The organism is Eikenella sp. HMSC071B05, from assembly GCF_001811325.1.
GTDB lineage: Bacteria > Pseudomonadota > Gammaproteobacteria > Burkholderiales > Neisseriaceae > Eikenella > Eikenella corrodens.
The window spans coordinates 156,549-169,776 of record NZ_KV804551.1; the positions used below are offsets into that span (position 1 = coordinate 156,549).

Annotated in this window: 8 protein-coding genes and 7 tRNA genes; 9 read left to right on the forward strand and 6 right to left on the reverse strand. The window is 56.0% G+C overall.

What is annotated here, in order from left to right; genetic code table 11:
• Window positions 1–262 precede the first annotated feature (262 nt).
• The 9 genes from recB to HMPREF2796_RS06960 all read left to right on the forward strand — a co-directional run bounded on the left by recB (window position 263) and on the right by HMPREF2796_RS06960 (window position 5,659).
• Window positions 263–3,955, forward strand: a complete 3,693-nt coding sequence (recB, locus tag HMPREF2796_RS06925) for an exodeoxyribonuclease V subunit beta (protein WP_070632294.1) — start codon at window positions 263–265, stop codon at window positions 3,953–3,955.
• 151 nt (window positions 3,956–4,106) lie between these two features.
• A tRNA-Gly gene (locus HMPREF2796_RS06930) sits at window positions 4,107–4,182 on the forward strand.
• A 24-nt stretch (window positions 4,183–4,206) separates the two neighbouring features.
• A tRNA-Gly gene (locus HMPREF2796_RS06935) sits at window positions 4,207–4,282 on the forward strand.
• A gap of 27 nt (window positions 4,283–4,309) precedes the next feature.
• Window positions 4,310–4,385 (forward strand) — tRNA-Gly (locus HMPREF2796_RS06940).
• Window positions 4,386–4,409: 24 nt separating this feature from the next.
• Window positions 4,410–4,485: transfer RNA gene (locus tag HMPREF2796_RS06945), tRNA-Gly, on the forward strand.
• A gap of 42 nt (window positions 4,486–4,527) precedes the next feature.
• A tRNA-Cys gene (locus tag HMPREF2796_RS06950) sits at window positions 4,528–4,601 on the forward strand.
• An 81-nt stretch (window positions 4,602–4,682) separates the two neighbouring features.
• Window positions 4,683–4,760: transfer RNA gene (locus tag HMPREF2796_RS11390), tRNA-Cys, on the forward strand.
• 28 nt (window positions 4,761–4,788) lie between these two features.
• Window positions 4,789–4,879, forward strand: a tRNA-Leu gene (locus HMPREF2796_RS06955).
• Between the two features lie 99 nt (window positions 4,880–4,978).
• On the forward strand, window positions 4,979–5,659 hold the full coding sequence (locus tag HMPREF2796_RS06960; RefSeq protein ID WP_141749183.1) for a hypothetical protein: 681 nt from the start codon (window positions 4,979–4,981) through the stop codon (window positions 5,657–5,659).
• Between the two features lie 268 nt (window positions 5,660–5,927).
• Here the strand turns inward: HMPREF2796_RS06960 and HMPREF2796_RS06965 are convergent, their stop codons facing one another.
• The 6 genes from HMPREF2796_RS06965 to nusA all read right to left on the reverse strand — a co-directional run bounded on the left by HMPREF2796_RS06965 (window position 5,928) and on the right by nusA (window position 13,217).
• A complete protein-coding gene (locus tag HMPREF2796_RS06965; RefSeq protein WP_070632301.1) occupies window positions 5,928–6,836 on the reverse strand; it encodes a DUF58 domain-containing protein in 909 nt (302 codons plus the stop codon).
• Window positions 6,833–7,741, reverse strand: coding sequence for an AAA family ATPase (locus tag HMPREF2796_RS06970; protein WP_070632303.1), 909 nt, complete (start codon window positions 7,739–7,741; stop codon window positions 6,833–6,835). The genes HMPREF2796_RS06965 and HMPREF2796_RS06970 overlap by 4 nt, the downstream gene beginning before the upstream one ends.
• A gap of 112 nt (window positions 7,742–7,853) precedes the next feature.
• Window positions 7,854–8,225: a 30S ribosome-binding factor RbfA gene (rbfA, locus tag HMPREF2796_RS06975; RefSeq protein ID WP_003821868.1), complete on the reverse strand. Its 372-nt coding sequence runs from the start codon at window positions 8,223–8,225 to the stop codon at window positions 7,854–7,856.
• Between the two features lie 22 nt (window positions 8,226–8,247).
• Window positions 8,248–8,580, reverse strand: coding sequence for a hypothetical protein (locus HMPREF2796_RS06980; RefSeq protein ID WP_003821867.1), 333 nt, complete (start codon window positions 8,578–8,580; stop codon window positions 8,248–8,250).
• 359 nt (window positions 8,581–8,939) lie between these two features.
• Window positions 8,940–11,705, reverse strand: coding sequence for a translation initiation factor IF-2 (gene infB, locus HMPREF2796_RS06985; protein WP_070632306.1), 2,766 nt, complete (start codon window positions 11,703–11,705; stop codon window positions 8,940–8,942).
• 15 nt (window positions 11,706–11,720) lie between these two features.
• Complete coding sequence (nusA, locus tag HMPREF2796_RS06990; RefSeq protein ID WP_070632309.1) at window positions 11,721–13,217, reverse strand: transcription termination factor NusA; 1,497 nt, start codon at window positions 13,215–13,217, stop codon at window positions 11,721–11,723.
• Window positions 13,218–13,228 lie beyond the last annotated feature (11 nt).

The window sequence follows — 13,228 nt, forward strand, 5'->3', positions numbered from 1 at the left end:
CAGTGTTGCCCGGTAAGCAATAGACCTATAGGCTACCTGAAAGCAATTACTCTGCCAAGCTATATTTATTTTTAAATTAGCGGATTAACTTTATTCCTGCCACGGCGTATGTTGGTATTAATGTGCTTTCGAGTCTTGTTAGCGGTTTACAGCCCCGCATCGGCAGCAAATTTGATCCGCTATCGTCCGCAGACAGCTTGCTGGACAGGACGTACAATAATGCTCATTATCCATGGCTACCTGAAACTCCAAGGACTCCACCATGCAGGATTTCCACGTTGCACAACTGCCGCTGCCGCCGCAGGGCACCCACCTTGTCGAGGCTTCCGCAGGCACGGGCAAAACCTACAGTATCGCCGCGCTGTTCACCCTCCTGGTGGTGCTCGAAGGCTGGGCGCCGGAAAACATACTGGTGGTTACCTTCACCGAAGCCGCCACCGCCGAGCTGAAAAACCGCCTGCGCGCCCGGCTGGGCGAAGTTTTGGCTGCCCTGCAGAGCGGGGAAACGCCGGCCGATGAGTTTCTGCAAAGCCTGCTGGCCGAAGCCTTGGCCAAACAAGAGCGCGGCAAACTCATCCTGCAGCTGCAGGCCGCCCTGTCCGGCTTCGACACCGCCGCCATCTACACCATCCACGGCTTCTGCCTGCGCGTGTTGGGCGACTACGCCTTTTTGTGCGGCGTGCCCTTCGAACTGGAAACCGGCCCTGCCGATACTGACGCCCGCCTGGTGGCCGCGCAGGATTTCTGGCGTGAACACGTGGCCGACCATCCGCAAAACGCGCGCATTGCCGCCCAATTCGGCATCACCCCCGCCTCCGTGCTGGCTGAATTTTCAGGTAGCCTCAAACGTGCTTTTCTGGATTACAGGCTACCTGAAAACCGCCTGCCGCAAATATTGCAAGGCTACAATGCCGCTTGGCAGAAGCTGCAACGGGATGTGGAGGAAATCGAAGCGGTGTACCGCCGCATCAAGCCGCAGCTTCACGGCGGCACATTCAACGCCTCTATCGACACCCTGTTTGCCGAGCTCCGGCAAGCCGCACAAGAAGGTTTGGAACAACCCATGCTTTCCAAGCCGGACAAACTGCTGTGTTTTGAAGACAACGCCTTGCGCGGCAAAATCAAGAAAAACCAGCATATTGAAGAAGCCGACATCGCCGCCCTCCAGCCCTTGGCCGTTCTGGGCCGCCGCCTGGCCGAAATCAGCGAAGCCGAGCAGGAAGCCGCTATCCGCCTCAAGCTCGAATGTTTGGGCTACCTGAAAACCCGTTTGGCTGAAGACAAGCGCCGCAGCCCGCGCCGCGACTACGACGATTTGCTGCTCGACGTGCACGCCGCCCTGTCCAACTCCGATCATCCCGAGCAAGCCGAAGCGCTTGCCCAAGCCCTGGCGGCCAAATGGCGCGTGGCGCTCATCGACGAATTCCAAGATACCGACCCGCTGCAATACGCCATTTTCCACACCGCCTTTATCCGCCAAGGCGTGCCCGTATTTTTGGTGGGCGACCCCAAGCAGGCCATCTACGGCTTTCGCGGCGCCGACATCCACGCCTACCTCGCCGCCGCAGCCGAAACCGCCCCCGAACAAAGCTACACCCTGCACACCAACTACCGCAGCCACCGCAATCTGGTCAACGGCATCGGCCATCTGTTTGCCGCCCGCAGCCGCCCCTTCGTGCTACCGCAGATTGCCTACCCCGCCGTGCAGGCCGCCCGCGCCGAGAGCCTGCTCAGCCCCTCGCCCGAAGCCGCCGTGGCCGTGCGCTGGATCAACCCGGCGGGCGAAAGCGAAGGAAAGCTGCCGAATAAAGATGCCTTGCGCGAGCTCTGTGCCGATTATTGCGCCCGCGAAATTGCCGCACGGCTCAATCAGGCGCTTTCAGGTAGCCTTTCCATCGGCGGTAAACACGGCGGCGGAAACGTGCCACTGCATCCGGGGCAGGTGGCCGTATTGGTCCGCACCCACAGCGAAGCCGCCCTGGTTGCGCGCGCGCTCAAACGCCGGGGCGTGCGCAGCGTATTGCTGCAACAGCAATCAGTGTTCGACACGCCCGAAGCCGAAGCCCTGCACGCCCTGCTGCTGTTCTGGCTGGCCCCGCAGCAAACCGAATACCTGCGCTTCGTGCTCGGCGGCATTTTCTATGGCTACACCGCGCAAGACCTGGCCGAATTGAACGGCAACGAAAACCGCCTGGCCGAGTGGATCGCCCTGGCCGAAACCGCCGCCGAAGCCTGGCGGCAGCACGGCATCTACACCGCGCTCACCCGTTTCGCCCGCCAAAGCGGCCTCGAACAACACCTTCTGCACACCCGCAACGAACGCAGTTTCACCAACTTCTGGCAGCTGGCCGAAATCCTGGCGCTGGCCGCCGACGAATGCGTTACGCCTTCCGCATTGGCGCAATGGCTGGAAGCACAGTTGCAAAACGTTGGAAAAGACAAAAAAAACACGGAATACCAGCTGCGGCTGGAAAGCGATGAAGACTTGGTGAAAATCGTTACCATGCACGCGGCCAAAGGGCTGGAATACCCGCTGGTGTTTTGTCCTTTCGTGTGGGATACCAGCCGCGATTTGGTGAAAGACTGGAATATCATCAGCCAAAGCAACGGCCGTAACCTTTTGTTGGCCAAAGCCCAGCTGGGTGAAGAAGACGAGCGGCAGCTGTTTGCCGAAGACCTCGGCGAACGCCTGCGCCTCTTGTATGTCGCCCTCACCCGCGCCCGCGAGCAGCTCGTGCTCTACGCCGCCCCCTGCAGCAACACCCCGGAAAACACCTTCGCCTACCTCCTGGCCGAAGCGGCCGGAGACGACTGCCAAACCATCCGCGACTCTTGGCGCGGCCTGAAAGGCCAAGCCCTGGCCGAAGCCCTGCGCCGGGCCTGGCTCCAATGCATCCAAAGTGCCACGCCCGGCCAGTTGCAATGGCTGGAAGGCGAGCCGCCCGAAGCCAATTACCGCGCCCGCGACGAACAGCAGGGCAGTTACCGCGCCCTTGTGCTGCCCGAGCGGCCGCTGCAATTTATCCGCCATACCAGCTTTACCGGCCTGAGCCGCCAAACCCTTGCCGCTGAAGAGTTGCTATCTGAAAACCTGCTGGCTGATGAAAACCCCGCCGCCGAAACCGAAAGGCTACCTGAAAACGAACGCAGCGAGTTTCTGCGAAGCAAAAGTGTAAGCAGCGAGTTGCGTTTCGACGGCCCAAGCCCAGTTCTGCCAAGCGGGCAGGATGATTTGTGGCAAATCGAAGCTGAAACCGCACTGCTGGCTTTTCCAGCTGGCACCAATCCCGGCATCTGCCTGCACAGCATTTTGGAACAAACCGATTTTGTCCACCCCGCCGCCGAACAAGCGGCATCCTATGCCGATATCCTAGATAGACACGGCTTTGAGTCCGAGCAATGGCTGCCGGCGGTGTTGGAAATGGTAGAAGCTGTGCGCCGTGCGCCGTTGGCAGAGAATACGCAGTTGGCCGGCATCCCCGCCGGTAGCCGCATGGCGGAAATGGGCTTCGTGCTGCACCTGCACGATTTCGGTTTGAAACGCCTGCGCCGTTGGTTTGCCCGCCCTGACATCGGGCTACCTGAAAACGCTGCCGCCCACCTGCCGCAGCCGGATTTCCACGCCGTAACCGGCTTCCTCAACGGCTTCATCGACCTGATTGCGGCAGACGAGAACGGCAGGGTGTGCGTAATCGACTATAAATCCAATCACTTGGGCAATCATTTGGCCGATTACAGCCAGGCCGCGATGAGTGCGGCAGTGGGCGAACACCACTATTATCTGCAGGCGCTGATTTATGCCGTGGCCACCGCACGCTACCTGAAACAACGCCGCGCCCTGCCCGAATACATCCATGTGCGTTACCTGTTTGTGCGCGGCCTGAATCCGCATGGCCAGGAGGGTTTGTGGTGCTGGGACATTCCCGTTTCCGCCCTGCAGGAGTGGCTTGAATAGCCGCAGCCGTGCCGACGGGGCAAAGAGTGGCAGAAAAATCAGCATAAATAACAATCCTTAGCCAAGTTTTCCAGAATGGATATTGACTATTTGCTAAATCTGCCTATAATATGCCCCTTTCGTAAGTACGGCGCAGCCGGAAAACGCCCAAGCGGGAATAGCTCAGTTGGTAGAGCGCAACCTTGCCAAGGTTGAGGTCGCGAGTTCGAGACTCGTTTCCCGCTCCAAGTTTTCAATCATCCGAATCCCAAGCGGGAATAGCTCAGTTGGTAGAGCGCAACCTTGCCAAGGTTGAGGTCGCGAGTTCGAGACTCGTTTCCCGCTCCACTATCCACTTATCGATTCGGGTGCTACGCGGGAATAGCTCAGTTGGTAGAGCGCAACCTTGCCAAGGTTGAGGTCGCGAGTTCGAGACTCGTTTCCCGCTCCAAGTTTTCAATCATCCGAATCCCAAGCGGGAATAGCTCAGTTGGTAGAGCGCAACCTTGCCAAGGTTGAGGTCGCGAGTTCGAGACTCGTTTCCCGCTCCAAGTTTTAGCTTTTGGCCGATACAGTCGGCCAAAAGCTAATTTGGCGGGATAGCAAAGTGGTTATGCAGCGGCCTGCAAAGCCGTGTACGCCGGTTCGATTCCGACTCCCGCCTCCAAAATACCAAAGTGAATGTAAGCCGCAGATAGCAAATAGCCGTTGCGGTATCGGTTTAAATCAACCATACATCAATCAGCACGGCGGGGTGGCAGAGTGTTTATGCTGCGTGGGGTGCAACCCTCGCATAGGCCGGTTAAAATCCGCGCCCCCGCCTCCAATCATCCAGGCTGACAAACCACAGCCCGGCCCGAGTGGTGGAATTGGTAGACACAACGGACTTAAAATCCGTCGCTCCTTAATACGAGCGTACCGGTTCGATTCCGGTCTCGGGCACCACAAACCGCTTTATAGCGGTTCTTTTTTTGTCTATTGCCATCTACTGATACAAATCATCAAATTTATTTAGATAAATACATGAAGCATGGAGATGGGAACATGACTGACCTTAGTGATAAATTAATCCCAGATTTATATGCGGAAATAGAACCTAATGTTGGTGCTGCCAATATCAATCTAGGATTAAATTTTGATTTTTTTATAAAAAAAGTAGACTATATTAATGTTGAAGAACATGATGTGAGTATAAGAAATTGTTCATTGGGTATTCCGTATGAAGATTATGATGAAAATATGGGAGAAAATTTAATAATAAAAACAAAAGATATATGGTGTATATACAATGAAGAACCTTGGGAGTGGGATGGTGAAATAGTTGATGATATATACGCATATTGGAATAATTCAGTTGTCTTAAGGTTTTCAAAACGACAAGATGGTAGTTTTATCTTATCAAGTATCTGTCTGCAGAATAAATATAAAGGTAAATATATAAATTCATTAGGATTAGGAGATAGAGTATCTTTAGTTTTAGATAAATATGATATATTATTTTATGCAGACTTACATTACTTGGCCAAAAAAATTACTATAAACGAACTAGAGAATTTTGATGGTAATTTAGATCAATGTGAAGTAGGTTTTGTTAATAATTTATCATGGGAAGACAGAGAAATTATAAAAGGAATAAGTATACAGACTAACTATAGAGAAGCAGTTGATATAACTAATTTTAAAGATCAAATAATTGAGAGTATTGAAGTGTTTATTGATTCATAGCAAGAAGAGAATAATAGGTATTTATTATTCCATACATATTCTATCGGTATTACTGTGAGATAGCTGAAAATAAATAATCAAATAAATTTAATCAGTTGTACTGGTTTGTGTGGCACTCATCTAGAATCCTGAAAGTAGGATATGGATTTCTCAGGTAGCCTTTCATCAATCTTGTCTAAACAAGAGTGCGCATGGAGTCCATACCGTCAGCTGATAAGCCTTGCTGTTGTTCAGCTCCAATGCGGTATTTCCTAATACATATAACTACTCACATCACGGCTAGCGCGGCTAGGCATTTTTCGCGCTGGCCGTTTTGCGGGGGGATGGTTTGGCCGGGCAGGATTAAGGTGTAACGCTGGCCGCGGCCGTGGGCTTCGAGCACGCGGTAGCACAGGAGGCCGGCGAGGCGGTCGGTGCTGGTACCGGCGGGGTAGTCGGCATAGCTGATGATGTGGTCGGCGGCGTGGAAGGCGGGTTCTTCGAAGTGTTTGTCGAGCAGGCGGCCGCTTTTGGCGTAGCTTTTCCAGGCGATGTGTTGCAGAGAAGTGCCGGGTTGGTGGTCTTGCAGGAAGGCGAGGTCTTCGTTGCCGCCGAGCTTGCGGCGCGGCTCGCCTTCTTCGGCTGGGGTGCTGCCGGGCGGGGCGGTGTGCGGTTGGGGGGCGGGATAGACGAGGCCGTTGTCGGGCCAGTGCCATACGCATTCCACGCTGCTCACGGCAAACGGCCACACGCTGGCGCAGCGCAGCGGGGGCAGGATGAGGCGGCCGCGCCGTGCGGGCAGCACGGGCCAGATGAAAGGTTGGGGCTGCTTGGCGGTGAATAGGGCGGCGCGGTATTCGGGATCGGTGTTGCGGCGGCTTTCGGGGGCAAACCACAGCTGGCGGTGGCGGGCTTTGACGGAAGAGGCAGGGAAGAGTTGGATATCGGCAGGTTGCCCTTGGAAGAGTTCTTCGGGCAGGGTGAGGTCGAGGCGCAGGCCGAACAGTTGGAGGCAATTGAGCAGGGTGCCGACAAACAGGAAGCCGGCGAGCCAGAAGGCGACGATATAGGCGAGGTTTACCTGATAATTGAGCCCGACGAGCCACAACAGGGCAATCATGGCGGCCAGGCTGATGCCGAGCCGGGTGGGGCGCAGGCGGAGGTCGCGCAGGCGCGGGCTGTATTGGTTGGCGCTCACGATACGGCTACCTGAAGCAGCATTTGTTCCAGCAGCTGGGGGATGGATTGGGGCTGCAAGGTTTGCAGGCGGTGTCCGGCCACGGCTATCCATACGGCTTTGATGTCTTCCGGCAGCACATAATCGCGACCGGCGAGGAAGGCCCAGGCTTTGGCGGCTTTAACCACGGCAAGCCCGGCGCGTGGGCTGAGGCCGGTAACGAACAGGCCGGGCTGGCGGGTGGATTGCACCAGCCGATAAACATAATCGGCGGCCTGCTGCGAGCATTTCACTTGGGCGGCCTGCGCCTGCCATTGGAGCAGGATTTCGGCATTGCACACGGCTTTGAGCGCGGGCAGCAGTTGGCGGCGGTCGCCTTGGGCATAGAGTCGGCGTTCGGCTTCGGCGGAGGGGTAGCCCAGTGAGAGGCGCATCATGAAGCGGTCGAGTTGGGATTCGGGAAGGGGGAAGGTGCCGAGCTGCTCGATGGGGTTTTGGGTGGCGATGACGAAGAATGGTTTGAGCAGGCGGTAGGTTTTTCCGTCTACGGAAACCTGTTTTTCTTCCATGGCTTCCAAAAGGGCAGACTGCATTTTGGGCGAGGCACGGTTGATTTCGTCGGCCAGCAGGAAGTGGTGGAAAATGGGGCCGGGATGGAATTTAAATTGGCCGTCGGCAGGTTGGAAGACGTTGATGCCGAGAAGGTCGGCGGGCAGCATGTCGTTGGTGAATTGGACGCGGCGGTAGCCGAGGCCGAGCACGGCGGCTAATCCGTGGGCGAGGGTAGTTTTGCCCACGCCGGGTACGTCTTCGAGCAAAACGTGGCCGTCGGCCAGGATGCAGGCCATCAGGTGTTGGAGAACGGCTTCTTTGCCGAGAATCAGGCTGTTGAGTTGGGAGAAGACGTTTTGTAAGTAGGGATTCATGGTGTGGATGGTTTAGAGTTGTGGTGTGAGTGAGGCTACCTGAAAATGTTTTTGCGGTGGCGCTTATGAAGAAAAGCCCTGTTCAATCAACAGGGCATATTTTTCAGGTAGCCTAATCTTGTACTGGCTCTTCGGCGGCAACCTGCTCGATTAATTGGGAGATGCTCATGCCGCGTTCGAGCGATTGGTCGTATTTGAAGTGCAGCTCGGGCGTTTTAAACAGCTTGATGCGGCGGGAGAGCTCGCTGCGCAGGTGGCCTTTGGCGTGTTCCAGCGCTTCGGCGGTAATTTCACGCGTGGCATCGTCGAGCACGGTGTAATACACGGTGGCGTGGCTGTAGTCGCGGGTAAGCTCGACTTCGTTGATGGTGATGAAGCCGGCGCGCGGGTCTTTAAGGCCGGTACGGACGAGCTCGGCCAGCTCGCGCATAATTTGTTCGCGCACGCGGTCTTGGCGGGCGTAGCCGCGGTGGGTTTTGGCCATGTGGTCTTTCTCGATATAGGGGTTATTTCAGTTCGCTGGTGCGATCGAGCAGGGCATCCATCAGCGAATCATATTGTTTTTTACGATGTTGGATGCGCAGTTGGTCGAATTCGCCCAACTGTTCTTCAAAAGTGTATGTTTTGAAATAGGGCTTCAGGTCGAAGGACTTTTCCAAAAAGCGAATAACGTTGAGGTCGTTTTCACGATCAACAGGGCGCATGGGCAGCCGTCCGGTAAGCACGAAGTTGTCGGGCATGACAAGGGTGGCCACGATGATCGGCTCATCGTTTTCACGTTGGCGTATTTCTCGGATTAGGGTAAACGTTTCAAAAGTGTAGGTTTGTTTGTCGTTCATTTTCGCGTACTCATCAGGGCAGCGGTTGGTATGGTGGGCAAACACGGTGTAAACAGGCGATATGATACGACAACCATCGCCGGCTGGGTATAGGCTGAGGCATTTATTTCTTTACATATATAGCCAAATTGTTATAGCAAGCCAAATTGATTTCGATACAAGATGAACTAACGTCGTAACGAAAGTTAAGTTGGTTGGCTATAAAAACATCATCGAAATGTGGAGCTTTGGTAAAGTTGCTGATTTGCCCAACATTTTACTGCGCCACAATGCTCTCAATGCAGCCTGTTGTGCTTAAGATATAACAAGAGGCTACCTGAAACGGATTCGGGCAGCCTCCTGTTTCGCTTGATGCCTGTTTACAGGGTACGGGCTACTTCCACGATATCGAAGGCTTCCAGCATATCGCCTTCTTGGATATCGTTGTAGTTCTTCAGCATCAAGCCGCATTCGAAGCCCATGCGCACTTCTTTCACATCGTCTTTGAAGCGTTTGAGCGATTCGAGCTCGCCGGTGTGGATCACCACATGGTCGCGGATGAGGCGAACGCGGCTGTCGCGTTTGATGAGGCCGTCGGTAACCATACAGCCGGCAATGTTGCCCACTTTGGAAATATTGATGACCTGGCGGATTTCCACTGTGCCGGTTTGCTGCTCTTTCTGCTCGGGGGCGAGCATGCCGCTCATGGCTGCTTTCACATCGTCGATGGCGTCGTAGATGATGTTGTAGTAGCGGATTTCGATGTCTTCGTTTTCGGCCAGCTTGCGGGCGGAACCGTCGGCGCGCACGTTGAAGCCGATAATGAAGGCGCCGGAGGCGATGGCTAGGTTGACATCGCTTTCGGTAATGCCACCTACGCCGCTGTGCAGCACTTCCACTTTCACCTCGTCGTTTGACAGCTTTTTGAGGCTACCTGAAAGCGCTTCGTACGAACCCTGCACGTCGGCTTTGATGATAACGGCCAGATTTTGTGCCGCCTGACCATCGCCGGCGTTGGCAAATAGGTTTTCCAGCTTGGCGGCTTGCTGTTTGGCCAGCCGCACGTCGCGGTATTTGCCTTGGCGGAACAGGGCGATTTCGCGGGCTTTTTTCTCGTCAGCCAACACCATGGCGTCTTCGCCGGCATTGGGCACGTCGGAAAGGCCGAGGATTTCTACCGGAATGGAGGGGCCGGCTTCCTGTACCTGTCTGCCGTTTTCGTCCACCATGGCGCGGACTTTGCCGAAGGCTGTACCGGCCAAGAGCATATCGCCTTTTTTCAACGTGCCGCTCTGCACCAGCAGGGTGGCCACCGCGCCGCGGCCTTTATCAAGGCGGGCTTCTACGATGATGCCTTTGGCGGGTGCGTCTACCGGCGCTTTCAGTTCGAGCACTTCGGCTTCCAGCAGCACGGCTTCCAAAAGTGCATCGATATTGATGCCTTGTTTGGCGGAAACATCGACAAACTGCACATTACCACCCCAAGCATCGGGGATGACTTCGTGTGCGGTCAGCTCTTGGCGGATGCGTTCGGGATTAGCGGCTTCCTTATCGATTTTGTTCACGGCCACCACCATCGGCACACCGGCCGCTTTGGCGTGGGCGATGGCTTCGATGGTTTGCGGCATCACGCCGTCGTCGGCAGCCACCACCAGAATCACGATATCGGTGGCCTGTGCGCCGCGTGCGCGCATCGCGGTAAAGGCTTCGTGACCGGGGGTGTCGAGGAAGGTGATAACACCGCGCGGGGTCTGCACATGGTAGGCACCGATGTGCTGGGTAATGCCGCCGGCTTCACCTTGCACCACTTTGGCACGGCGGATGTAGTCGAGCAGTGAGGTTTTACCGTGGTCCACGTGGCCCATCACGGTTACCACCGGCGGGCGCGGCAGAGCCTCGGCTTGAACCGCGGTTTCGGTGTCGTCCAAGAAGGCTTCGGGGTCGTCCGCAGCGGCGGGTTTGCCGATGTGGCCCATTTCTTCCACCACAATCAACGCAGTTTCCTGATCGAGCGATTGGTTGATGGTCACCATCATGCCCATCTTCATCAGGGCTTTCACTACTTCCACACCCTTAACTGCCATTTTGTGTGCCAAATCGGCCACGGTGATGGTTTCGGGCACCAGCACTTCATGCACCACCGGCTCGGTCGGGGCTTGGAAGGCGTGTTGGTTCGGCTCCAGCTTGAGCTGTTTCTTACCTTTTTTACCACCACGTACGCGCTCCTCATCGCCACGATTGCTGCGTTCTTTGCCTTTGCCTTTGGCGGAACGGCTGCGCGGCATATCGTCGTCGCGCTGCTGGTGGCGATCGCCTTTTTTCGGGCGGTTGCCGACCGGAGCGGCATTGCCGGAGGAAAGGGGAGTTTTTTCGCTCGGTGCGGCACTGCGTGGGGCAGATTGCTGCTCTTTGGCCAGTTTGGCTTCCTGCTGAGCTTGCAGTTTGGCTGCTTCGCGGCGGGCCTGGCGCTCCTGTTTTTCTTTCAACAGGGCTTGTTGGTGGGCACGCAGGGCTTCGGCACGGCGGGCTTCTTCGTCACGCATGGCCTTTTCGGCGGCGCTAACCACTTCCACCGGTTGCGGTGTTGGCTCAGGGACCTTTTCTTTTTTCGGTTTGCGGCTGCGTTTCGGTTTGGCTTCGGCTGCCGGAGCGTCATCCGGCGTGGCTGCTTCAGTAGCTGCCAGTGTAGCATCAGCTTTGGCAGCAGTAGTTTCTGCGGTAGGTGTTTCAACCACTGTTGTTTCGACAGCCTCTGAGGCTACCTGAACATTTGGTTCTTCCACGGCAGGGTCGGCTGCAGGTGCTTCTGTGGCAACAGGTGCGGCTGGTTGTGCCGGGGCAACTTCAGCAGCGGGTTTGCTCTCGGCAACTGCTTCAATCGGCGGCACGGCCACGCGGCGGCGGCGGCGGGTTTCCACCTGTACGCCGGCCACAGTGCTGCGTTCGGTACGGGTACGGCTCACGCTGATGGATACAGTGCCACTGTCGTTCTGTTTGCGCAGGTGCGCCAGCAGGGCTTGTTTGTCTGCCGGGCTGATGCTGTCAGCACCACTGCTTTTTTCCACGCCGGCGGCTTTAAGCTGCTCCAAGAGCGTGGGCACGGATTTTTTCAGTTCGGCGGCAAATTGTTGTACGGTATTACTCATAAGTTTCCGGCCTCCTTATTCCTGTGTTTTGGCAAACCAATGTTCGCGGGCGGCCAAAATAACGGTTTTGGCTTCTTCTTCGCTCACGCCGGTGATTTCGATCAATTCGTCGGTGGAAAGCTCGGCCAGGCTGTCGCGGGTGGTGATGCCCGCTTGCGCCAAATCGCGCAGCATGTCTTGGTCGATGCCGTTGAGGGTTTTCAGCTCTTCTTCCACTTCGTCCAGTTTTTCTTCCGACATGATGGCCAGGGTGAGGATAGCGTCGCGGGCACGGTTGCGCAGGGTTTCTACGGTGGCTTCATCGAAGCCGATTTCCACCAGTTCGGCAGCAGGCACATAAGCCACTTCTTCCAAAGCGGCGAAGCCTTCTTCAATCAACAGGTCGGCGGTTTGTTCGTCCACGTTCAGGTGTTGCATGAACAGGCTGCGGATTTGCGCATCTTCGGCTTCGTGGCGCTCTTCGGCTTCCTGTACGGTCATGATATTGAGCTGCCAGCCGGTTAGGTCGGCGGCGAGGCGCACGTTTTGGCCACCACGGCCGATGGCGGGTGCGAGCTGGTCTTCAGCCACGATAACGTCTACCGAATGGTTGTCTTCATCAATCAGAATACGACTGACTTCGGCGGGGGAGAGTGCATTAATCACAAACTGGGCAGTTTCGGGCGACCACAGCACCACGTCCACCCGTTCGCCGGCCAATTCGTTGGACACGGCATTCACACGCGAACCGCGCACACCGATGCAGGTGCCTTGCGGATCGATACGCGCATCATTAGATTTAACGGCGATTTTGGCGCGTTGGCCGGGGTCGCGGGCAGCTTCTTTGATTTCTAGCAGGCCGTCTTCGATTTCCGGCACTTCTTGTTCAAACAGTTTCACCAAAAATTCGCGTGAGGTGCGGCTGAGGATAACTTGTTTGCGGCCGCTGTTGCCTTGTTCGTCCACGCGCAGGAAGAGGGCGCGGATGCGGTCGCCGCTGCGGAAGTTTTCGCGCGGGATGCACTGGTCGCGCGGAATCAGTGCGTCCAAACGGCCGATTTCCACGATGATGCCGTGGCGCTCAACACGTTTGACTGTACCCATTACCACGTCTTCGCGGCGGGCGAGGAATTCTTGCAGAATCTGCTCGCGCTCGGCATCACGGATGCGCTGCAAAATGATTTGCTTGGCAGTTTGTGCGGCTTGGCGGCCGAAGGCCACGTTTTCCAGCTCTTCTTCGTAATACTCGCCGATTTGCAGTGGGGAGTCGGGGAATTCTTCTTGAATTTCCTCGATGGTTTTTTGCGTGTCGGGGTAGGTGTAGTCTTCATCGGCTACGATTAACCAGCGGCGGAAGGTATGATATTCACCGGTGTTGCGGTCGATGCTCACGCGCACGTCCATGTGTTCACGGTCGGCCTTTTTCTTGGCGGCCACCGACAGGGCGAACTCCAATGCTTCGAATACCACTTCAGATTCAACGTTTTTTTCGCTGGCCAGAGCTTCGGCCAGTTGCAACATTTCGCGGCTCATGGGAATGAACT

Coding starts and splice junctions, on each gene's coding strand:
- nusA (WP_070632309.1), bottom strand. CDS start 13,217: ATGAGCCGCGAAATGTTGCAACTGGCCGAAGCTCTGGCCAGCGAAAAA.
- infB (WP_070632306.1), bottom strand. CDS start 11,705: ATGAGTAATACCGTACAACAATTTGCCGCCGAACTGAAAAAATCCGTG.
- HMPREF2796_RS06960 (WP_141749183.1), top strand. CDS start 4,979: ATGACTGACCTTAGTGATAAATTAATCCCAGATTTATATGCGGAAATA.
- recB (WP_070632294.1), top strand. CDS start 263: ATGCAGGATTTCCACGTTGCACAACTGCCGCTGCCGCCGCAGGGCACC.
- rbfA (WP_003821868.1), bottom strand. CDS start 8,225: ATGGCCAAAACCCACCGCGGCTACGCCCGCCAAGACCGCGTGCGCGAA.
- HMPREF2796_RS06970 (WP_070632303.1), bottom strand. CDS start 7,741: ATGAATCCCTACTTACAAAACGTCTTCTCCCAACTCAACAGCCTGATT.
- HMPREF2796_RS06980 (WP_003821867.1), bottom strand. CDS start 8,580: ATGAACGACAAACAAACCTACACTTTTGAAACGTTTACCCTAATCCGA.